Origin of the sequence: Streptomyces litchfieldiae (genome assembly GCF_031845365.1) — a bacterium.
In the GTDB taxonomy this organism is placed as follows: domain Bacteria; phylum Actinomycetota; class Actinomycetes; order Streptomycetales; family Streptomycetaceae; genus Streptomyces; species Streptomyces litchfieldiae.
Window position 1 is genome coordinate 421,366 of the sequence record NZ_JAVREL010000003.1, and the last position, 19,688, is coordinate 441,053.

16 protein-coding genes and 2 pseudogenes are annotated in these 19,688 nt (G+C 71.5%); 8 read left to right on the forward strand and 10 right to left on the reverse strand.

Going from position 1 to position 19,688, the window contains the following annotated elements:
* Positions 1-13 precede the first annotated feature (13 nt).
* Positions 14-1,345 carry an ABC transporter substrate-binding protein gene (locus RM590_RS08485; RefSeq protein WP_311703775.1) on the reverse strand — a complete coding sequence of 444 codons (1,332 nt, stop codon included), beginning with the start codon at positions 1,343-1,345 and terminating at the stop codon, positions 14-16.
* 240 nt (positions 1,346-1,585) lie between these two features.
* On the opposite strand from RM590_RS08485, the gene RM590_RS08490 reads away from it, so the two are divergent.
* On the forward strand, positions 1,586-2,623 hold the full coding sequence (locus tag RM590_RS08490; protein WP_311703776.1) for a LacI family DNA-binding transcriptional regulator: 1,038 nt from the start codon (positions 1,586-1,588) through the stop codon (positions 2,621-2,623).
* A 255-nt stretch (positions 2,624-2,878) separates the two neighbouring features.
* Positions 2,879-3,421 (forward strand): DUF6879 family protein, encoded by a 543-nt coding sequence (locus tag RM590_RS08495; protein WP_311703777.1) that lies wholly within the window; start codon positions 2,879-2,881, stop codon positions 3,419-3,421.
* 351 nt (positions 3,422-3,772) lie between these two features.
* On the opposite strand, the gene RM590_RS08500 is transcribed toward RM590_RS08495, so the two are convergent.
* Positions 3,773-5,056 (reverse strand): ATP-binding protein, encoded by a 1,284-nt coding sequence (locus RM590_RS08500; RefSeq protein ID WP_311703778.1) that lies wholly within the window; start codon positions 5,054-5,056, stop codon positions 3,773-3,775.
* Positions 5,057-5,239: 183 nt separating this feature from the next.
* Between RM590_RS08500 and RM590_RS08505 the strand changes: the two genes are divergently transcribed.
* Positions 5,240-5,377: a hypothetical protein gene (locus RM590_RS08505; RefSeq protein ID WP_311703779.1), complete on the forward strand. Its 138-nt coding sequence runs from the start codon at positions 5,240-5,242 to the stop codon at positions 5,375-5,377.
* A gap of 69 nt (positions 5,378-5,446) precedes the next feature.
* On the opposite strand, the gene rox is transcribed toward RM590_RS08505, so the two are convergent.
* Positions 5,447-6,928 (reverse strand): rifampin monooxygenase, encoded by a 1,482-nt coding sequence (gene rox / locus RM590_RS08510; RefSeq protein WP_311703780.1) that lies wholly within the window; start codon positions 6,926-6,928, stop codon positions 5,447-5,449.
* Positions 6,929-7,429: 501 nt separating this feature from the next.
* On the opposite strand from rox, the pseudogene RM590_RS08515 reads away from it, so the two are divergent.
* Positions 7,430-7,594 (forward strand): annotated as a pseudogene (locus RM590_RS08515) (IS982 family transposase); the annotation flags it as partial.
* Positions 7,595-7,677: 83 nt separating this feature from the next.
* Here RM590_RS08515 and RM590_RS08520 read toward each other — a convergent pair.
* The 5 genes and pseudogenes from RM590_RS08520 to RM590_RS08540 all read right to left on the reverse strand — a co-directional run bounded on the left by RM590_RS08520 (position 7,678) and on the right by RM590_RS08540 (position 14,650).
* Positions 7,678-10,878, reverse strand: a complete 3,201-nt coding sequence (locus RM590_RS08520) for an amidohydrolase family protein (protein ID WP_311703845.1) — start codon at positions 10,876-10,878, stop codon at positions 7,678-7,680.
* A gap of 173 nt (positions 10,879-11,051) precedes the next feature.
* Positions 11,052-11,714, reverse strand: coding sequence for a Rid family hydrolase (locus tag RM590_RS08525; RefSeq protein ID WP_311703781.1), 663 nt, complete (start codon positions 11,712-11,714; stop codon positions 11,052-11,054).
* Positions 11,711-13,312 (reverse strand): flavin monoamine oxidase family protein, encoded by a 1,602-nt coding sequence (locus RM590_RS08530; RefSeq protein WP_311703782.1) that lies wholly within the window; start codon positions 13,310-13,312, stop codon positions 11,711-11,713. Before RM590_RS08530 ends, RM590_RS08525 begins: the two co-directional genes overlap by 4 nt.
* A 279-nt stretch (positions 13,313-13,591) precedes the next feature.
* Positions 13,592-13,838, reverse strand: a pseudogene (locus RM590_RS08535) (hypothetical protein); the annotation flags it as partial.
* Positions 13,832-14,650: a class I SAM-dependent methyltransferase gene (locus RM590_RS08540; RefSeq protein ID WP_311703784.1), complete on the reverse strand. Its 819-nt coding sequence runs from the start codon at positions 14,648-14,650 to the stop codon at positions 13,832-13,834. The pseudogene RM590_RS08535 and the gene RM590_RS08540, both read right to left, overlap by 7 nt.
* Positions 14,651-14,753: 103 nt before the next feature.
* Between RM590_RS08540 and RM590_RS08545 the strand changes: the two genes are divergently transcribed.
* From RM590_RS08545 to RM590_RS08560, 4 genes are all read left to right on the forward strand, one after another.
* Positions 14,754-15,959 (forward strand): helix-turn-helix domain-containing protein, encoded by a 1,206-nt coding sequence (locus tag RM590_RS08545; RefSeq protein WP_311703785.1) that lies wholly within the window; start codon positions 14,754-14,756, stop codon positions 15,957-15,959.
* 158 nt (positions 15,960-16,117) lie between these two features.
* The gene (locus tag RM590_RS08550) at positions 16,118-16,276 is read left to right on the forward strand and encodes a hypothetical protein (protein ID WP_311703786.1); all 159 of its coding nucleotides are present in this window, start codon (positions 16,118-16,120) and stop codon (positions 16,274-16,276) included.
* The gene (locus RM590_RS08555; protein WP_311703787.1) at positions 16,273-16,500 is read left to right on the forward strand and encodes a hypothetical protein; all 228 of its coding nucleotides are present in this window, start codon (positions 16,273-16,275) and stop codon (positions 16,498-16,500) included. The genes RM590_RS08550 and RM590_RS08555 overlap by 4 nt, the downstream gene beginning before the upstream one ends.
* Positions 16,501-17,126: 626 nt before the next feature.
* A complete protein-coding gene (locus RM590_RS08560) occupies positions 17,127-17,960 on the forward strand; it encodes a protein kinase domain-containing protein (RefSeq protein ID WP_311703788.1) in 834 nt (277 codons plus the stop codon).
* On the opposite strand, the gene RM590_RS08565 is transcribed toward RM590_RS08560, so the two are convergent.
* Both RM590_RS08565 and RM590_RS08570 read right to left on the reverse strand, forming a co-directional pair.
* Positions 17,954-18,760 (reverse strand): ABC transporter permease, encoded by an 807-nt coding sequence (locus RM590_RS08565; protein ID WP_311703789.1) that lies wholly within the window; start codon positions 18,758-18,760, stop codon positions 17,954-17,956. The genes RM590_RS08560 and RM590_RS08565 overlap by 7 nt on opposite strands.
* The gene (locus RM590_RS08570) at positions 18,757-19,668 is read right to left on the reverse strand and encodes an ATP-binding cassette domain-containing protein (protein ID WP_311703790.1); all 912 of its coding nucleotides are present in this window, start codon (positions 19,666-19,668) and stop codon (positions 18,757-18,759) included. The genes RM590_RS08565 and RM590_RS08570 overlap by 4 nt, the downstream gene beginning before the upstream one ends.
* Between the last annotated feature and the right edge of the window lie 20 nt (positions 19,669-19,688).

Sequence of the window (19,688 nt, forward strand, 5' to 3'; positions counted from 1 at the left end):
TACCTGTCCTGACTCATTCACCGACTGCGTTGTCCAACGCGCTCACGACGTCGTCCCAGGCCTCGTCCGGCGACAGACCGTTCTGCTCCAGGGCGAGCAGACCCTCGGTGATGCCGTCCTGGATCTGCTGGTCGTACGGGCCGATGTGGGTGGACGGGATGTCCGCGGAGGCCTGCGAGAAGATCTCACCGATCGGCGCGTCGTTGAAGTACGGGTGCGTGGCGTTCAGCACCGCGGGGTCCTGCTGGGCGGTGGAGGAGCTGGGGTAGCTGGCGCGCTCGGTGAAGAAGGTGGCCTGCTGCTCGGGGGCGGTCAGCCACTGGGCCAGCGCGACGGCCTCTTCCTTGTGCTCGGACGCCTCGGGAACACCGAGGAACGAGCCGCCCCAGTTCGACGGGGTGGGCGACTGGGCGACGTCCCAGACGTCCTCGCCGGCGTCACCGGCCTGGGTCTGGATGTAGCCGAGCATCCAGGCGGGGCAGGAGGGCATGGTCGCGAAGTCGCCCTGTGCCATGGCCCGGTTCCAGTCGTCCTGGAACTGCTCCAGGCCGCTGGAGAGCCCGGACTCGGCGGCCTGGGTCGCGAGGTCCCAGGCGGTCTGGACCGACTCGGTCTCCTCGTAGGCGATCTCGCCCTCGGCGTTGTAGTAGCGCTCCTCGTAGGCGGAGACCACGGCGTTGAACATGCCACCCGCGGAGTCCAGGTAGGCGACGCCCTCGGGGCCGTCCGCCGCGAACTGCTCGCCGACCTCGAGGTAGGACTCCCAGTCGGCGAAGAGCTCGGTCACCGATTCGCGGTCGGTGGGCAGGCCGGCCTGCTCGAAGTAGTCGGTGCGGTAGCAGATGCCCGTCGGGCCGATGTCCGTGCCCAGGCCGATGAAGCGGCCGTCGGGGCTCGTGGCCTGGTCGTTCTTCCAGCCCATGATGTGGCTGGCGTCCACGTCGTACTCGTTGAAGTCGACCCAGCGGTCGGGCAGTTCGTTCGCCATCTCGGCGATGTTGCCGACCTCGATCGCCTGGATGTCCAGCAGCCCGCTGTTCTGCGTCAGGCGGGTGCGGAGCTGGGTCATGTAGTCGCCGCTGTCGGTGATCGAGTCCTGCTCGATCTTGATGTTCGGGTTCTCTTCCATGTACTGCTCGTACAGTCCGGCTTCCTCGAAGCCGAACTGGCCGAAGACGCCGACTCGCAGAGTGATCTGTTCGTCGCCGCCCTCACCGCCATCTCCTTCGTCATCGCTCGAACAGGCGCCGAGCAACGCGGTGGCGAGCGTGGCGGCCAGGCCGACCGCGACCGCTCTGGCGGCTCGGCCGCGTGACCGATGGGTGGTGCGGATTGTCTTGCGCATGACGTCGTCGTCCTCCTGGCGCACTGACGTTGCCTTCCCAGCCGGGTGGTTTCGACACGTGGGGGATAGGGGGCCTGGGCTTGGAACGTACGGGTTCTGTAGGGTTTGAGCTGCGTGGGAGCGCTCCCAGTCGTGATGGGTTGAAGGGTTCCCGAGTGCCCGGCGGGTGTCAAGGCGTAGAACGGTTCGTCTCGGATTCCGTGATGTAGTTGGATCCTGGGGCGGAAACGGGAGGAAGCGATGGCTATGGCAAGGCGCGGCACCGGCCGCGATGGAAGACCGACACTTGAACAAGTCGCGGCCCGCGCGGGGGTGGGGCGCGGCACGGTGTCGCGGGTGATCAACGGGTCACCCAGGGTGAGTGACCGGACGCGGGCCGCGGTGCAGCAGGCCATCGCCGATCTGGGGTATGTGCCCCACCGGGCGGCCCGCGCGCTGGCGGCCAACCGCTCCGACGCCATCGCCCTGGTGGTGCCGGAGGCGGAGACCCGGCTGTTCGCCGAGCCGTACTTCTCCGGGATACTCCGTGGCGTTTCGGCCGAACTGGCCGATACGGACATCCAGTTGCTGCTGACCCTGATCCGCACCCCCAAGGAGCGGGCGCGGTTCGCGCAGTACGCGGCCAGCCACCGGGTGGACGGCGTGCTGCTGGTGTCGGTGCACGGGGACGACCCGCTGCCCGATCAACTGGCCGAAATGGGCATCCCGTTGGTGATGAACGGCCGCCGGTCCGCCGACGAGCTGGTCCCGCACGTCGACTGTGACAACGTGGGCGGGGCGCAGCTTGCCGTGGAGCATCTGCTCGGCCGCGGCCGGGCCACCGTGGCGACGATCACCGGGCCCGCCGACATGTATGTGGCGCGCTGCCGCCTCGACGGCTACCAGGAGGCGCTGCGCGCGGCGGGCCGGCATCCGGATTCGGATCTGGTGGCGCGGGGCGACTTCACCGAGGAGAGCGGGCACGCGGCGATGCGCGAGCTGATCGCGCGGCGGCCGGAGCTGGACGCGGTGTTCTGCGCCTCGGACCTGATGGCGATCGGCGCGCGCCGCGCTCTACGCGAGTTGGGCCGTTCGGTGCCGGACGACGTGGCGCTCGTCGGCTTCGACGACTCCGCGCTGGCCCGGCATCTGGACCCGCCGCTGACCAGCGTGCGGCAGCCCATGGAGGGCATGGGGCGGGCGATGACGCGCGCCCTGCTGGCGGAGATCGCCGACGGCGGCCCGGAGCGGCCCCGGCTGGTGCTGCCGACGGAGCTGGTGCGCCGGTCGTCGTCGTGAGACCGCGGCGGCGTCGGCCGCCGCGGACAAAAGATGATCAAGGGGGGTGGCCGGATGGGGTGCGCATATGTCCGGTAACGCACTGCTGACAGATCATCACCGAGTGGTCATGCTGGTGCTGGACAGACAGGGAAGGGACGGCGCATGAGCAGGCGGCCGAGGCTCGCGGATTCCGGCGCCCGCGGCACGGAGCCGGCCTCCGGGCAGGCCATCATCCGGACGCCGGGAGGCCGCGTGGCCGGAAGTGGCCGGTGTGTGCCCGAGTTGCCCGGTGTCGCGGAGCTCGACGGGATGTTTGGCTCGTTCGAGCACACGGCCTGGCGGTTTCAGTCGCGTGGCCGGTACCACGCGGACGAGGAGTCGGAGGCGTATCAGCTTTTCCTCACCGGTCAGCGCGCGGGGCGCGCCGAGGGCGCGGACGATCCGTGGTGCGCCGTGCGGCGGGAGCAAGTCGCCCTGGGCAAACGGTTCGAGCGGGTCCGGGTCGTGGACGATCCGCCCACGCTGGGGCAGCTCTTCCTGCTGGAGGGCGCGCGCCGCGACGCGCTGGCCGGCGAGCACATCCGGAACCTGTGGCGGGCCGACGCCGAGTGGCTGGAACTGCCCGCCGAGGACTTCTGGCTCTTCGACTCGCGCGTGCTGGCGCTGCTGCGCCACGACGAGGCCGACCGGCTGGTGGGCGTGGAGCTGGTCACCGACCCTCCGGCGGTCCTGCGCGCCTGCCAGATCCGGGACCGGGCGTGGCACCACGCGATCCCGTTCGACCAGTTCGGCGCCCGGGTCCGTTCCTCGGAGTAGGGGCGGTCGTACGCGGCCGTGAACGTTTCCGCCCGTCGCGCGCACGGGAGTCGAGGGCGCGGCGGTGCCGCGCGGCGGGCGTCGGAGAGGAGCGTTCGGGTTTTGCTGTCGGCCCCGTCCGGGGCCCGGTGAGGTGTGCGGAAGTTCGGTGCGGCTCCGGTGACGGGCGGTGGTCATTTCCGGGTAAGTCGGTGCCGGAACGCGACCGTCCGGCGACCATTTTCGGATCGGCGGGCCCGAGTTCACCGTTCAAGACCTGACGGCACGCCGAGGCTCCGACGGGCGCCCCCGATGGCACGTTCCCACGGCGCCGCGACACCCGTTCCACACCGGGCACCACGATCCGGCCGGTCAGGCCCACGCCGCCAGCAGCTCCTCCGGGCCCCAGCGGGCGGCGAGCCCGGCCCCGGCCGCTTTGAGCGGGGGACAGCGGGTGACGGCGACCAGCCGGGCGTTCTCCGCGCCGGGAATGTGGCGGGCATGGGCGGCGAGCTCGGCGAGGTCGTGGCCGTCGAAGGGGGCGTCGTCGCGCCATTTCACCGACCCGACGAAGTGGACGGTGCGGGCGACGGGGGTCGTGTCGGCGCCGGTCAGGTCGACCTCGGGGATGTTCTGCCGGTTCCACCAGCCGCCGATCTCGGCCACATCGGGGAACGTGTCGTCCGGCAGGAGGCGCGCCAGGGCCTCACGGACGACGGGCTCGACCGCGCGGCCCCGCCAGGACGGCCAGGCGCGCCGGATGCGGTTCAGGGAGTGGCGGCCGCGGCCCCGTTCGGCCTGGGCGACCGAGCTCTCCAGGTGCGCCAGCCAGAACCGCAGATACGTGTCCGCGATCCGGTAGCGCTTGAGCTTGGGGGCCGGCTGTGTGGACAGCGGCACGTCGGCGGCCACGATCCGCTTGAGGTCGGTGAGCTCGGCCAGGAGGGGCGCCAGGGAGCCGTGGGCCATCGGCTGGCCCGCCGTGCCGCCCGTGCTCGCCGCGATGCCGGAGAATGTCCGCTCGCCCGAGCCGATCGCGCGCAGCACCCGGCCCGCCTGGAGCCGGGCGGGGAACTCGGCCGCCAGCGAGCGTTCGCCCGTGGTGAGCAGGACGGAGGACGGGTCCTCCAGTTGCCGGGCGAGATAGTCGTCCACCGGCTCGCCGGGCCGCCAGTCGGTCACGACCTCGGGGAATCCGCCCGTGATGAGGTAGGCGTCCAGCGCGGCGGCCGCGTCCAGCGCGGTGGCGTCGCGGACGTCGGCGGGGTTGAGCGGGCCGACGGTGTACTGGCCGGCGCGGCCGTAGAACGGGTGGTCGTAGGAGGTCAGCCGGTCCATCATCGCGAGGTCCGAACCGAGCAGGAGCAGCAGGACGGGCCGGGTGGACAGCTCCATGTCCCACGCCGTCTTCAGCGCCGCGTCGAACAGCGGGTCGGCCTCGGCGAGCCAGGGCACCTCGTCCAGCACGAGAACGCTCGGCTCCCCGGCGGGCAGGGTTGCGGCGACCGCCGCCAGCGTGCGCCCCCAGTCCGCCGGCGGCGCCGCGTGGGCCAGCGCCCGGCCGTGCTCGGCGAACCCCTCGCCCTCGGCCACCGCGGCGAAGAGGGCCTGCCGCGCCAGGGGCGCCGGCTGGCCGCGCGTCGCCTGGAAGAACACGTACGGCCGCCCCGAGCGGGCGCAGAATTCCTGGACCAACCGCGTCTTGCCGACCCGCCGCCGCCCCTTGAGAACGAGCGTCTGCCCGGCGCTCCCACCGGAACCCGCGGCGACCCTGTCGAGCCAGGTGCGCAGGGCACGACGACGGGCGGGACGGCGGTCTTCGACGGGGAGCAGATCACCGTGGACGGCCAGACGCTCCAGGACATCGTCGTGTCCAACTCCACCGGCGTGGACCCCGGCCAGATCGGCATCGGCGTCGACGCCACCGAGATCGACGGCCTCTGGTACGTGACCGACCTCAACCTCTCCTTCGGCTGAGGCGGGCGGCCAGGCGCCGCGGGCACGCTGTGGTCGACCACGTGGCGCCTTTCGGCTGCTCGGGCGAAATCAGTTGACGGGCTCGCCGAACCAGCGGGAGAGGTGGTCGTCCAGGTCCTGCTGATCGTCGCCGATCCAGGCGACGTGGCCGTCGGGGCGGAGCAGGACGCACGGAACATCCAGTTCCGCGGTGGGATCCGCGAGGTAATCGACCCGGTCCGACCAGCCGCCGGCGATCAGGCGTTCCGTGCGGTCCAGCAGCAGGCCGCGGCCGTGATGCAGCAGCCCGTAGAGGTCGCCCTGTTTCAGGTCGATGTCGCGCAGGCGGCGGCCGAGCAGGTCGGGGCCCTCGCCGAAGTCGTAGCGGATGCCGATCGCGGTGATCTTCTCGATCAGATGGCGGTTCACCTCGTCGAAGTCCATCAGTTCGGTGAGCAGCCTGCGTACGGCCTGCGGGCCCGGTTCGGTGGACAGCAGCTCCGTCTGGGCTCGGGTGTTGTCCAGCACGTCCGCGGCGACCGGACGTCGTTCGGCCTGATAGGTGTCCAGCAGTGTCTCCGGCGCCCAGCCGCGGATCTGTGCGGCCAGTTTCCAGCCGAGGTTGAACGCGTCCTGAACGCCCAGGTTGAGACCCTGTCCGCCGATGGGCGGATGGATGTGTGCCGCATCGCCGGCCAGCAGCACCCGCCCGACCCGATAACGTTCGGCCAGCCGGGTGGCGTCCCCGAAGCGGGACAACCAGCGCGGGGAGTGCACCCCGAAATCGGTTCCGGCGATGGCGCGCAGCTCTCGTCGGAAATCCTCAAGGGTGGGCGGTTCCGCGCGATCGCTGACTCCTGCGGCGGGGACCACGACGCGATAGGCCCCGTCGCCGAAGGGCGTGAGACTGAATCGCCCATCGGTCGCGTGGATTTCGGTCACCTTGGCGGCGATCTCCTCCTGCGGCACGCCCACTTCCATCTCGCCCATCAGCGTCTCGGTCCGCGAGGGCTCGCCGGGGAAGCCGACGCCGAGCAGTTTGCGCACCGTACTGCGCCCGCCGTCACAGCCGACGAGATAGCGCGTACGAAGCTGTTCGCCTTTGCCGGGAGTACCCCCATGGGCCAGCTCGACGGTCACGCCCTCGTCGTCCTGCTCGAAACCGGCCACCGCACAACCGCGCCGGACCCGCGCACCCAGTTGGATCGCATGTTCTTCGAGCAGGCGAACGATGACCGGCTGCGGGATGCCCAGCAGATAGGCGTGCGCGGAATCCAGGCCCTTGGGCACGGGTTTGGCGATGGCGGCGAAGAATCCGGCGGCCGGTCGCCGCCTTCCGTGTTCGAGAATGCGATCCAGCAGTCCGCGCATCGCCATCAGCTCGATACTGCGAATGTGCAGACCGACGATGCGGACGAACGACACGGGCTCGGTTTCCTTCTCCAGAACGAGTACTCGCACACCGTGCAGCCGAAGTTCGGCGGCCAGCATCGCGCCGGCCGGCCCGCACCCGGCAATGATCACGTCGAACATGTTCGACGACGGCTCTGCGGTGAACTGCGGAGAGTCCATGGGTGTTGCCTTTCGGGAGTGCCTTGTTGTCGAGGCGCTCCCGGCGACACCTACGTCAATCGCCCGGCCGTGACGGGAAGGGGGAGCACCCACAGCGATACAGCGTTCATGGGTCTCACCTCCTTGGGCGGTGTCACGGGTCCACTGGAAGCTACAAGCCGGAGCATCGTCCCGTCCATTCCATTCCCAGCCACGTGATCAGGGCTCCGAACGGGCCCTCCCGCCTACAACCTGACGACCTGTCATGAGGGACTTTGATCTTGTGCGCATCACGTAGACGGCGCGCACCGTCGCCGGTGCGCCGCCCGGAGGGAGACAGATGGAGGACGTGAACACGTGACGGGTATGACGCGCAGGAGAGCTGCCGGTCTTCTGATGGGCGGGGCGTTGACGGCCGCGCTGGCCAGGCCGGCGGCAGCCGCCGAGAGCAGCACCGCCCCGGAGGCTCCGGCGGCCCCGCCGGGCTGGGAGTTGCTCACCTGGCAACGGGCGCGCGAACGCTACCTGCCCCAGCAGCCCGGCTACAACAAACGCCTGCGCAAGGCCACCGAGCTGCTCCGCCGAATCATCCGGCTGCTGGCCACCGACACATCCGTGTGGAGCGACGACGACGTATGGATCGTGGACTCCACACCCGCCGAATGCGGCCGCTCCCGCGATGCGGTCGTTGACGAAGGCGTGGACCTTCTCGCCCGGCGCGCTCCAGTCGAAGCGGCCGGACTCGTCCTCGATGTAGCCGTCGATGGGCCTCAGTGTCCCGTGTCGCAGCAACTGTCGCTGCGCATGCGGTGGCCGACCTCCTCCCAGTCGGTGCCGCCCCGGGCTGCCGTCACGGCGACGTCGCCGGCGTCGGCGAAGGCGGCGACGAGGTCGGACTGGTGGAAGGGGGTGCCGCCGCGCAGGACTGACGTCGTGCGTATCAGCGAGTCGAAGTCGGTGAACGGATCGCCGTCGATGATCGTGGCGTCGGCGAGCCTGCCCTCGGTGAGGGTGCCGAGGTCGGCGTCGGCGCCGTAGACGCGTGCGGGGAGGGCGGTGGCGGTACGGAGGGCCTCGGCCGGGGTCAGGCCCGCGCGGTGGAGGGCGCGCAGGGCCAGGTGCAGGTGGAGGCCGACGGGGACGAGGGGCTGGTCGGTGCCGAGGGCGATGAGGCCACCCGCGGCGAGGATGCGGCGGTAGATGGCGGTCTCGGTGTCGAGAGCGGCGAGTTCACCGGCGGTGGGCGGCGTGCCGGCGCGGGCGCGGACGCTGGTGATGTCCCACGGTGGCATGAGGGTGGTGACGCGTGGGTCCTCGGCGAGACCGGGGGCGGCGCCGAGGAGGGCGAGGGCCGTGAACGGGGTGGCGACCAGGTGGAAGGCGGTGCCGGTGGCGGTGTAGATCTCGACGAGGTCCTGGTACGCGCGGCCGGTGGCGGTGGTGGCGTGGCCGTACTCCAGGCGCTGGGTGGCCTGGAGGTGGGTGGTCAGGTCCTGACCGAGCTGCACGCCCGGGGTGCACAGGTGGCTGCCGCTGAGTACGCCGAGGCGGTTGTGGGCGAAGTCGGCGGCCTCGGCCATGAGCCAGCCGGGTGCGCGGACGTAGGTCTTGACGAAGTCCCAGTCCAGCGCCGCGGCCCGGTCCAGGGAGCGGAGCAGGCCCTCGCGGGTGCCATGGGCGCGGCCCATGCTGTAGGCGACGCGCGAGCCGTCGAGGAGTTCGCCGGTGGCGAGCAGATGAGGGCCGGCGAGGTCGCCGGAGGCGGCGGCCTCGCGGATGCGGGCCTGTTCGTAGGCGAAGCCGCCGAGGGAGACGGCGGTGGTGATGCCGTAGGCGAGCTGGAGCGCGGTCTGACGGCCACCGTACATGTACTGGTACGGGTGGGTGTGGGAGTCCCACAGGCCCGGGATGACGGTCTTGTCGGAGGCGTCGATGCGGCGGGCGGCGGGGCGGGTGGCGCGGTGGGGCTCGATGGCGGTGATGCGCCCGCCGCGGATGACGAGGTCGGCGTCGTGGAGGACGTTCTCTCCCGTGCCGTCCCAGAGGCGGCCGGCGTGGAGGACGGTGTCGGGGGCGGTCGGGCGGCGGTAGGTGAGGCGTACGGGGACGGTGCTGGGGGTGCCGCCGTCCACGGAGATGGTGCGCAGGGTGCCGGAGGAGGCGTAGAGGAGGGTGCGGGAGTCGCCGGACCAGGTGGGGTGGTCGGCGGCCTCGGTGGTGAGCTGGCGGGGTGGGGCGGCCGGCGTGCCGTCGGCGGCGACGGGCAGCAGCCACAGCGCGGATTCGGCGATGACGGCGAGGTGGTGGCCGTCGGGGGACCAGGTGGGTCCGGAGGCGAAGCGGTCGGAGAGGGAGAGGTGGGCTTCGAGGGCGTGGAGGGCGGCCGAGCCGGTGTCGGCGTTGACGATGCGGATGAGGTTGTAGCCCTCGCGGAAGCGCTGGTTGAGGCGGTTGCGGTCGACGAGGGTGAGGTAGCGGCCGTCGGGGGACCAACTGGGCGCGCCGGGGAGGCCGTTGGTGCCGACGGGGGTGGCGAGGACGCGTTCCTCGCCGGTGGCGAGGTCACGGAGGAGGAGGTTGCCGCTCAGGTCCAGGCAGGCCAGGCGGCCGCCGTCCGGGGAGAGGGCGGGGTACATGCGGCCGCCGGTGGCGAGCACGGTGTCGTCGCCGGTGGCGAGGTCGTGTTGGTGGATGGCGAAGAGGCCGTCGTCGTCGAGGGAGTAGAGCAGGGAGCGGCCGTCGGGGGACCAGGAGGGTGCGGCCACGTAGCGGGTGGAGGCAGCCTGGACAATCTTGCGGGGGGTGCCGCGGCCCGAGACGGGCGCGGTCCACAGGGCGTTGAGGGCGATGAACGCCGCGGTGCGGCCGTCCGGGGAGAGGGCGGGCTGCTGAGGTGAGCGGACGGGGTGGCGGCCGCCGGTGGCGAGGTCATACTTCTTGACGCGGTAGCGGGGGCGTTCGACGGGGAGGGCGGCGGTGAACGGGATCTCGGTGGGGGTGGCGTCCGGGGTGTCGGGGCGGACGATGCGGAACTGGCCGCCGGCGGTGAGGAGGAGATCGTCGCGGGAGATCCATCGGGGTGGGACGGGCAGCGGCTGGCCTTCGACGGGGACGGGGGCGCCATCGACGACGAGGGTGCAGGTGGCGGCGGGCGCGGGCGTGGTGCGGAGGTAGGCGAGGCGGCCGTCGGGCGAGACGGCCGGGGTCATGAGCTGGGCGGTGGCGGGGCCGGTGTCGGTGTGTTCGGTGGTGACAGGGCCTGCGCCTGCGCCATCGGCGGGAACGGAGGCGATGGTGCGGGCGGTGAGGGTGGGGGTGCCGGTGGTGGTGAGGGAGCCGCGGACGAAGAACAGACGCCGGCCGTCCGGGGACCAGGTGGGGTCGAAGTCCTCATACCAGCCGCCCTGGAGAGGGCCGTCCTGGCCGGGGAGGCCGGTGAGCTGGGTCAACGCGCCGGTGCGGACGTCGATCACCCAGATGCGGTACGGGCTGCCGGTGACGGTGTCGCCGGCGCGTTCGGAGGCGAAGGCGATGCGGGTGCCGTCCGGCGACCAGGCGGGGGCGCGGTCGTCGAACGGGCCGTCGGTGAGCTGGCGCAGGCCGGAGCCGTCAGGGTTGAGGGTCCAGAGGTGGAAGCCGCCGCCGCGGTAGGCGCAGACGGCGAGGGTCTGGCCGTCCGGGGAGAAGGTGGGACGGGTGGGTTCGAGGTCGGGTGGGGTGAGGGGGGTGGCCGCGCCGCCCTCGCGGGGGACGGACCAGAGGATGTTCTGGACCTCGGCGATGAGGCGGTCGCCGGAAGGGGAGAGAGTGGCGGAGCCGTTGGTGGCGGCGGTGAGGGAGAGGGAGACGGTGGTGGTGGACGCGGTGGTGGTGGACGGGGTGGCGGCGGCGGTCGGCAGGCCGATCGCCGTGGCGGTCGCGGCGGTTGCGGTGGTTTGGAGGAATGCGCGGCGCGAGATGTTGGTATGCAGCGTGGTCTCCTGGGTTCGGCGGGGGGCGGGGGAGGTGTCTCCCCCCGCCCCGCCCCTCCCGACAGTGTCGATATGCGGCTCCGCCGCGGGGCCGGTCCTCAAACGCCGGACGGGCTGATGTGGCGCAGGCTGAGGGCGATGCGGGAAGGGCGGGTGGGGAAGATTCGCCGGGGCTAGCGGCGGTTGGGGTAGGCGGCCGTTACCTCGACCTCCACCAGCCAGCCTGGCACGGCCAGGGAGGGGATCTCGATGGTCGCGCGGGCAGGGCGCGCGTCGTTGGCGACGAGCGGCTCGGCCGGCGGGGAGGTGCCCATGGGGACCTCGATCACCTCATGCGAGGCCAGGTCGATGTTGGCGAAGTACTGCCGGTAGGCGCGGTTCCAGCCCGCGTAGTCGGCGGTCTGTGTGCCGGGCGCGGCCACCAGGTAGCACTTCATGGTGATGACGTCGTCGGGCCTCAGGCCCGCCGCTTGGAGGTTGGTGACGATGTTGCGCAGCACGACCAGGGCCTGCGCCTCGGTGATGGTGACGCCCTCCTTGCCCGCGGTCAGCGCCGGGTCGGTGTAGCTCTCGGGGGAGCCCGCGGGGGCGCCGGGGTTGAGGGCGGTGGGGCCGAGGCCGCTGCTCTGGTAGATGGCGACCTCGCCGCCCATGGCAACGCCGTTGGCGATGGCGGGGTTGCTGTTGCCTGCCGGCAGCATGACCCGCACCTCGTTGTCGCGGGGGGACCACCAGCCCCGGCTCTCGGCGACCGTCGTGCCGGCGGCGAGCATCACGCCCGTCGCCGCGACGGCCCCGAGAATCTTCGTGCGGCGGCTCATTGGCTTGGCGCTCATGCGGCCATCACCCTTTCGTGGATTTCCGTGACGACCTTCCGGGCGGAAGTGAACGCCCCGTGCTGCCAGGCGATGACGTGGCTGAGCCAGTCCCCGGCGAAGTAGACGTGTCCGGCCGGCTGGTTGAGCAGGCGGTACTCGGGCCCGCTCTGCGAGGGCCAGCCCACCCAGCCGGCCTCGATGTACGGGGTGCGGTGCCAGGCCACGGAGAACGAGGCCGCCAGCTCGGAGCGGTACTTCTCGCCGTGGATCCGCACGCCCCGGCTGATCGCGCGCTCCACCCGCTGGGCGTGCAGGAGGTCGCTGTAGGCGGTGGCGTTGGCGCCGAAATTGTAGTAGCCGATCAGCGTGCCGCGCCGGCCGTGGTAGCCGTAGGACGGGTACCAGACGGTGGACAGGTCGGTGTCGGTCGAGGTGATGCCGCCGTAGATGTGCTCGTCCTTCTCCCACCAGCGGCTGCGGTACTCCAGGCCGATCTTCCCCACGGCCTGGGGCGCGGCGTAGCGCAGCGCCGCCGTGACGTCCGAGCCCAGGTTGTGGTTGAGGCGCGCCAGCACCATCGGAGGCATGGCCGCCACGACGAAATCGGCGTGCTCGGTCCGGGTGCGGCCCGAGGAGGACCGCCAGGTGACCTCGGCACCGTCGTCGAGGTTGGTGACGGCGGTCACCTCGGCGCCGTAGGTGATCTTGCGGCGGCCGATGGCCTCGGCGAGCGCGTAGGGGATGGCGTCCATGCCGCCCACCGGCTGGAACATCAGCATCGCCTGGTCGTAGCCGAACTCGAAGGAGAAGCGCTGGCCGATGCCGCTGGCGATGACGTCGGACATGGAGGGCGGCGGGCCCAGGACGGTGCCCTCCTCGAACGCGGCGCCCGGCTCGACGGAGTAGCCGCGCCGGTCGGTGCCGGTGTAGGCCCAGCCGTCGGCCCGGCCCTGGATGGCGCCGAAGTTCTGCAGGAACGCCAGCAGCCGTTCCTTGTCCTCGCCGGTCAGCTCGGCGTCCAGGGCACCCTGGTCGGTGGCCTTGGCCAGGAGCTCGGAGACGTAGCCGTAGACGTCCGCCTTCGCTGTGCGCCAGCGCACCGGCCGGCCGGCGAGGGCGGGGCTGTTCTCGTGATGGATGTACGCGTTGGCGTTCTGGTTGGTGAACACCTCAAGCGGCACGTCGAGTTCACGGCAGTATTCGAGCGTCACGTGCGACTGCGGCAGCCGGGCGGGGCCGGCGTTCATGTACTGGCCCCGGGAGAAGGACGCCGTCTGGGTGCGGCCGTCGAGGTCGGTGAGCGTGGTGCCGCCGCGCACCGTCCAGTTCCGTCCGCCGGGCCGGTCCTTGGCCTCCAGGATCTGGCAGTCGTACCCGGCCTTGCCCAGCTCGTAGGCGGTTGCGAGGCCGGCTATGCCGGCCCCGAGTATGACCACCTTCTTGCCGGTTCGGCCGGTGAGCGTGAAGTCACTGCGCTGCGGCGGGCGGTACGCCTCGGCGCGCGCGTCCGGGACTGGTGCGAGTCCCAGCGCGCCCATCGTGGAGTACAGCACTCCCGCGCCTCCCGAGATCCCGACGGATCGCAGAAAGTCGCGGCGAGAAGCCCCCACCACCATGTTGCCTCCTAGTGCGCGACTCACGAGCCAGCCGGCCGGAGTCGCGTAGTTCCGAACGAACTTTCCGAATGTTCCGATCGTGTATGGATGGTGCAGAAGAGATGTGATGTGCCAGAAGAGAGTCCGTCAGGAGTATTACGGCGCTATGCCAATGCCGTATCGATGTCATGAGCACACCCCCTGTGCCCGGTGTGGCGGCGGAGCGCAATCGAGGCCGCGCGCCCCGGGGGGCACGCGCGGCCTCGGATGAAGGAGTCCGGCTCGGCGGAGCCGGTGGCGTCAGCGCGTCTCGGTGAAGCCCACATCGCGGGCGATCAGGACGCGTTGGATCTCGCTGGTGCCCTCGCGGGCGTTGGTGACGGCCACGTCGGAGGAGCAGAGCGTGGCGATGGCGGCCTGCCGCTTGAACGGTTCGCCGGTCAGGCCCAGCAGGTCCCCGCCGGAACGCGGACGTCGGCGAACGACAGCTCCCAGGTGTCCGAGGCGTTCCACCCACCTTGGAGCAGGGCGCGCCGACGGTCAGGCCGGTCGGCGGGCCAGGGTGAGCAGGTGGGAGCTGGCGGCGAGCAGTTCGGGATAGGGCTCGGCCATCCGAGCCGCGACCAGCGCGGACTCGAAGAGCGGCGAGCCGGTCACCGGCTCGCCCGTGTACTGTTCCGTGGCCTTCAGCATCGCCCAGGTCGGCCCCTCCACCCCGATCACGTCGGCGTCCTGGAAGCCGGCCGCGGCGACCTCCTCGCGAAGTTCTTCGGCGCTGTGGAAGTACGCCGCGGTGAACGACTTCTTCCCGTCGTGCACACGGGTCTTGAGGATGTCGGTGATGCTGTGCCGGACGTCGTCCCGGTGGAGGTGGGCGAGGGCGGTGTGCTCGAACAGCGACGCGTACCGGTTGATGCCGGCCGCGGCCAGGAGCCCACCGGGGCGCAGCACGCGGTACGCCTCGGTCAGCGCCCGGTGACGGTCGGCGGCGTCGAGCAGATGGTAGAGCGGGCCGAGCACGAGCACGACGTCGAACGAGGCGTCGGCGGCGGTGAGTTCGCGGGCGTCGCCCAGCTCGACCGTGCAGCCGGGCACCTGCCGCGCCTGCTCGATGTGCCGGGGGACCGGATCGACGAGATGCACGGCGTACCCGTCCTCGACGAGCCACCGCGCGTGCGCGCCAGGGCCGCCGCCGACATCCAGCACACGCGCCGGCGCCGGTGGCAGCCGGCGGCGCAGCAACTCCTGTGTGCGCAGCATCTCCAGCACGCCGTCCGCCGAGACGGACAGCCGGTCGGCCTCGGTGATGGTGGACTCGTAGAAGGCCATGACCTCGGGGGCGATGCGGTGGGCTGTCATAAGGGCATTGTGGCCGGTGGCGGTTGCGGTGACGCCGTTCTCGCCACTTCCGGCGGGGTACGGTCGTGATGTCACCTGAGAGACGGCCCTGTTGGAGTCCACGATGCCTGCACGTCCCGGGCCCCCCATAGAGGGCATCGGCACCCGCATTCAGCAGGTCCGCCTGCTGCGCGGCTACTCCCTCCGGGAACTGGCCGCCCGCGCCCACGTTTCCGCCGCCCAGATCTCCCGCATCGAAAGCGGCAGCCGTTACGCCTCGTCAACCATCGTTGCCAGCATCGCCCGTGCTCTCAGCGTCAGCGTCAGCGTGCTGCACGGCCAGCCCTACATCCACATGCTCCAACACGACCAGCTCGATTCCTTGCTGTCGCCGATCAGCAGTGCCCTGGACGACTGGGACATCCCCCCGGCCGGAGCCGATCCGCCGCCCAGATCCCTCGCGGAGCTGGACGCCGCCGTGCGCGCGCTGGACGCCCAGCGGGCCGCGGGCCGTTACCTCGACGTGGCCCTGGAGCTTCCGGCGCTGATCTCGGAGGTCAACTACGCGGCGCTGCTGCAAGACCGTCCCGGTCAGAACCGGGAGCGCGCCCGCTGGCTCCAGGCCGAGGTGGGGCGTACGGTCTACGTCGTTGCCCGGCAGATCGGTTACGTGGACCTGGCCCGGCACGCTCTTGGCCGGATGGCCGCTGCCGCGCCGCACTCCGGAGATCCTCGGCAGGTGGCCATCGAACGATGGGACCGCTCGCAGTTGATGGCCGACGCGGCCCGGCACGATCGCGGTTTCGCCCTCGTCCGCCAGGCGCTTCACGACCTCGGCGACGGCGGCGACAACGCGACCCTCGCCGTGCGCGGCGCGCTGTATCTGCGGGCCGCGGTACTGGCACGGCGCAGTGGTGATGAGTCCACCGCCGGGGACTGGCTGAGAGAAGCGGGCGAACTGGCCGAGCGGACCGGCGAACTGTCCGACTACGGGCTGGTCTTCGGGCCGACCAACGTGGTGATTCACGCCATGTCGGCGAGCGCGGACATGGACCGGCACGCCAGGGCGCTCAAGGAGGCGCGGAAGGTGCGCCTCCCCAAGGGGTACCCGGCGGCGCGGGCCGGCGCGTACTGGGTGTCCCGCGCTCGGGCCGAGGCCTGGACGGCGCAGCACGACGAGGCGTTGCGCTCCCTGGCGAAGGCCAAGGAGGTGGCCCCGCAGCAGACGCGTTACCACCCCGGGGTGCACGAGACGGTGGGCACACTGCTGAGGGCACGAGCGCGAGTCGCCGACCCGCTCCGGGAGTTCGCCTCGTGGTGCGGCGTATAGCGCACTGATCGCCCCTGGTCAATGGCTCGGGTGTTGCCAGCGTGGTAACGCCGGGGCTGTTTTGCCGGGGCACGCTGTGACTGTCAGCACTGGAGCCGTCACAGGAGTCGCTATGACAACCGCATTCCGTGCCCTGCTCGCCCCCCGGGGAGCGCGTCATGCCTGAACCGATCAAGTGGCCGCGCGGCACGCCGATTCATATCCGGGTGCCGGTGGGGGAGATGCAGCGCTGCGAGGGCTGCGAACAGATCGTGCATGTCCTCACCCACGCCTGTCCCGAGCGGATGTCCGATGCCGAGGAGCGGGAGGCGCGGTGACCGGCGTTGTCATCTCCGTGGAAGTGGACGCCGGGACGATACGGCGTGGGGACCAAGTCGTGATCGGCGGGCAGCCGTTCACCGTTCTGGAAATGACGGCACTCCCGCGTGGCGGCAAGCGCCTCGGGTTCGCCTCGGGCGAGACATTCACCATGCGGCGCGACACGATCCTGTGGGCCGCCCACCGGGTTGACCCTCGGCTGCGGCGGTGGGTGCGGCGGTGACCGCCGCCGGAGAACGTGCTCCGTCTCTCGACCGGCTGGCGCCGCGCCAACTGGTGGGCACGCACTGCGCCCTGTGCGACGGCTACCTCGGAGCCCGGGCCCGGAAGCTGGGCGCACCGTGCCAATGGCGCGGCCACGCCCTCCAGTTGTGGGCGTGCACGCCCACGTGCCCACCGCCTGTCGGCGCGACGTCCGGGTTCCCGCACGAGCGGGCCTCGGTACTTCCGCGCACGGATCCGGCACGTCCGTAGAAGATCTCCGCCTTGTCGGCGACCCCGTGTCGCGGGCAAGGCGGGGCGTCGGAGCGTCCGGCCGGATGGTGCGGACGCGGCAGACGCACAGCCGATCTCTTCCGCTTCAGTCGGTGCGCGGGGGGATCGGGACTTACCCATCGGATCGGCGAGAAGAGAGGAAACCGCTCAGTGAAGGTGTGCGTTCTCCGCAACGGAGATGAAGAGCAGCCCGGAGACGACGATCCCACCCCTCCCGGTCGGCAGCCGGGCGACTCGGACGACGGTCGTGACTACGTGACCGTCCTACCCGAGTAGTCTCCGCGGAAGAGAGCAACGCGGGCCAGTCCGTCTTCCGCCGACGGCTGGCCCGTTCCGCCTGAACGGATGGCAACCATGGCTGATGGTCCGTACGAACTGACCGGCGAGATCGAGGAGTTGCTCACTCCTCTCGCCCGCGACCTCGTCGCGAACCGGCGTGGGTCAACCGTGTGGAAGGTGACCGGGGCGGGCGGGCTCCACGCGGTCAAGCTCGGCTATCCCTCGGCCACTCACGCGCATACCGCGCTGACCCCCGCCCGGGAGGCATTCATTCTGCGCGGGCTCGGGCGCGACGGCATCAGTTGGGGTGAGTGGTCGCGCGGGACGTGGAGCGTGCAGCCATGGCATCGCGGCCCGGACCTGTGGCACCTGTGGGAGCCGTACCGCACGGCCCCCACGGCCGAGTTGAACGGTGATGCCGCCCTTTGTACGGCCCACCACTGCGCCGAGGAACTGGCCGCGCTCCATCAGGCCGGGTGGGTGCACGGCGATGTCCAGCCCGCACACTTCATCGTCGGGTCGGGCGCGACCCGGTTGATCGATCTCGGCCTGGCGCGGGGCGGGGAGATCCCGGCAGCCTACGACTTTCCCTACCGGGGCTGTCTCGTCCACTACGAGAGCCCCGAGATCTCCCGCAGTGTGCTGGAGACGGGCCAGGCCGTTCCGACCCGCGAAGCCGATGTCTTCGCCCTCGGCGCGAGCCTCTTCATCAGCGTGACCGGCCTGCGGGCCATCGACTTCCCGCCCGATGCCGAACGGGCGGAGCAGCGCCGCGTCATCGCGCGCGGGCGGCACCGGCCCGTTCGGATTCCCGGTGTGCTGGGCGAGATCGTCGCGGCGACGCTCCGCCCCGAACCCGCGGATCGTCCCACCATGGCCGAGGTGTGCGCGGCACTGCGGGCTCACTGATCCCGGTAACGCACCACCGTCACCGTCAGCAGCGCCGAGGCCACGGCCCAGCCCGCGAAGACCGTCCAGGCTCCGCCAACCGTCCACGGGTAGGGGACCATCTCCGCGTCCGGTTGGGAGAGGCGGGACCAGGCCATGTACGGGGTCAGGTGGTCCAGGACCGCCGACCAGTGGTGGTCGTCGCTGAGGACCAGGGGGAGCAGCAGGGCCACCGTGAAGACGGTGAGCATCGTGGTCGGGCCGTGCCGGATGAGCACGGCGGTGGCCATGCCGATCAGGGCGGACAGCGGGGCCAGCAGCGCGGAGGAGACGAGGAGGCGCTGGGTGGCCGGGTCGTCCAGCGGGAGGGGGATGTCCCGGCCGGACATGATGGTCCGGGCCAGGGCGAACGAGGCCGCCGAGACAAGGACGCCGAGTGCCGTGGTGACCGCCGTGACGACGGTGGCCTTGGCCGCCAGCACCGAGCCCCGGGCCGGGACCGCCGCGAACGTCGTGCGGATCGCGCCGGTGCTGTACTCGCCGACGACCGTGACCGCGCCGATCGCGCCCACCGCGAGCATGAGGATCATCGCCGCGTTCCCGGTGAACGTGCTCTGCAACGCCATCCCGCTCGCGATGAAGCGCGCCCGGTCCGCCGCCTCGTACCGCGGCCAGGCGCGGTACTGGTCATGGGCGGCCAGCGCGTTGAACGCGACCACCGTCAGCGCGGCGATCGCCAGCGACCAGGGCGTCGAGCGCAGCGACCACAGTTTCAGCCATTCCGCGGCGATCAGGTCGCGGTGCCGGGCGGGGGGTGTCATCGGTCGTCTCCGGAGCGGAAGTCGGCGCGGTCGGCGGTGAGTTCCATGAATGCCTCCTCCAGCGACGCGGTGCGCGTGGTCAGGTCGTGCAGCGGAACGCGGTGGTCCAGGGCGAGTTCGCCGACGCGGGCGGCGGGCAGACCCGTCACCGCGAGCAGGCCGTCGCCGTCCCGCCGGACCTCGGCGCCCGCGGCGGTCAGGATGTCCGCGAGCGCGGCCGGGTCGGGGGTGCGGACCGTGACGGTGGGGCGGGCGCCGCGGGCCGCGAAGTCCCGCAGGCTCTCGGCCGCGATCAGCTCGCCCCGGCCGATCACCACGAGTTCGTCGGCGGTGTGCTCCATCTCGGACATGAGGTGGCTGGAGAGGAACACGGTGCGGCCCTCGCCGGCCAGCCGCCGCAGCAGCCCGCGCGCCCACTGCACGCCCTCCGGGTCGAGCCCGTTGAGCGGCTCGTCGAACATCAGCACCGGCGGGTCGCCCAGCAACGCGGCGGCGATGCCGAGCCGTTGCCGCATGCCCAGGGAGAAGCCGCCGATCCGGCGCCGGGCCGCGTGGCTCAGCCCCACCTCGGCCAGCACCTCGGCCACCCGGCCGCGCGGGATGCGGTTGCCGCGGGCCAGCACCCACAGGTGCGCCGCGGCCGTGCGCCCGCCGTGCACGTCGCCCGCGTCGAGCAGCGCGCCGACGTGCCGCAGCCCGCGCGGCCGGTCGCGGAACGGTCGGCCGTTGACGGTGACGGTGCCGCCGGTGGGCGCGTTCAGGCCCAGGATCATCCGCAGAGTGGTGCTCTTGCCCGCGCCGTTCGGCCCGAGGAACCCGGTGACCCGCCCCGGGCGCACCGTGAACGTCAGGCCGTTGACGGCCGTGATCCGGCCGTAGCGCTTGGTGAGTTCGTTGACTTCGATCACGCCGACCACGGTGCCGCCGG

Coding starts and splice junctions, on each gene's coding strand:
- RM590_RS08550 (WP_311703786.1), top strand. CDS start 16,118: ATGCCTGAACCGATCAAGTGGCCGCGCGGCACGCCGATTCATATCCGG.
- RM590_RS08545 (WP_311703785.1), top strand. CDS start 14,754: ATGCCTGCACGTCCCGGGCCCCCCATAGAGGGCATCGGCACCCGCATT.
- RM590_RS08540 (WP_311703784.1), bottom strand. CDS start 14,650: ATGACAGCCCACCGCATCGCCCCCGAGGTCATGGCCTTCTACGAGTCC.
- RM590_RS08565 (WP_311703789.1), bottom strand. CDS start 18,760: ATGACACCCCCCGCCCGGCACCGCGACCTGATCGCCGCGGAATGGCTG.
- rox (WP_311703780.1), bottom strand. CDS start 6,928: ATGGACTCTCCGCAGTTCACCGCAGAGCCGTCGTCGAACATGTTCGAC.
- RM590_RS08525 (WP_311703781.1), bottom strand. CDS start 11,714: ATGAGCGCCAAGCCAATGAGCCGCCGCACGAAGATTCTCGGGGCCGTC.
- RM590_RS08530 (WP_311703782.1), bottom strand. CDS start 13,312: ATGGTGGTGGGGGCTTCTCGCCGCGACTTTCTGCGATCCGTCGGGATC.
- RM590_RS08560 (WP_311703788.1), top strand. CDS start 17,127: ATGGCTGATGGTCCGTACGAACTGACCGGCGAGATCGAGGAGTTGCTC.
- RM590_RS08490 (WP_311703776.1), top strand. CDS start 1,586: ATGGCTATGGCAAGGCGCGGCACCGGCCGCGATGGAAGACCGACACTT.
- RM590_RS08485 (WP_311703775.1), bottom strand. CDS start 1,345: ATGCGCAAGACAATCCGCACCACCCATCGGTCACGCGGCCGAGCCGCC.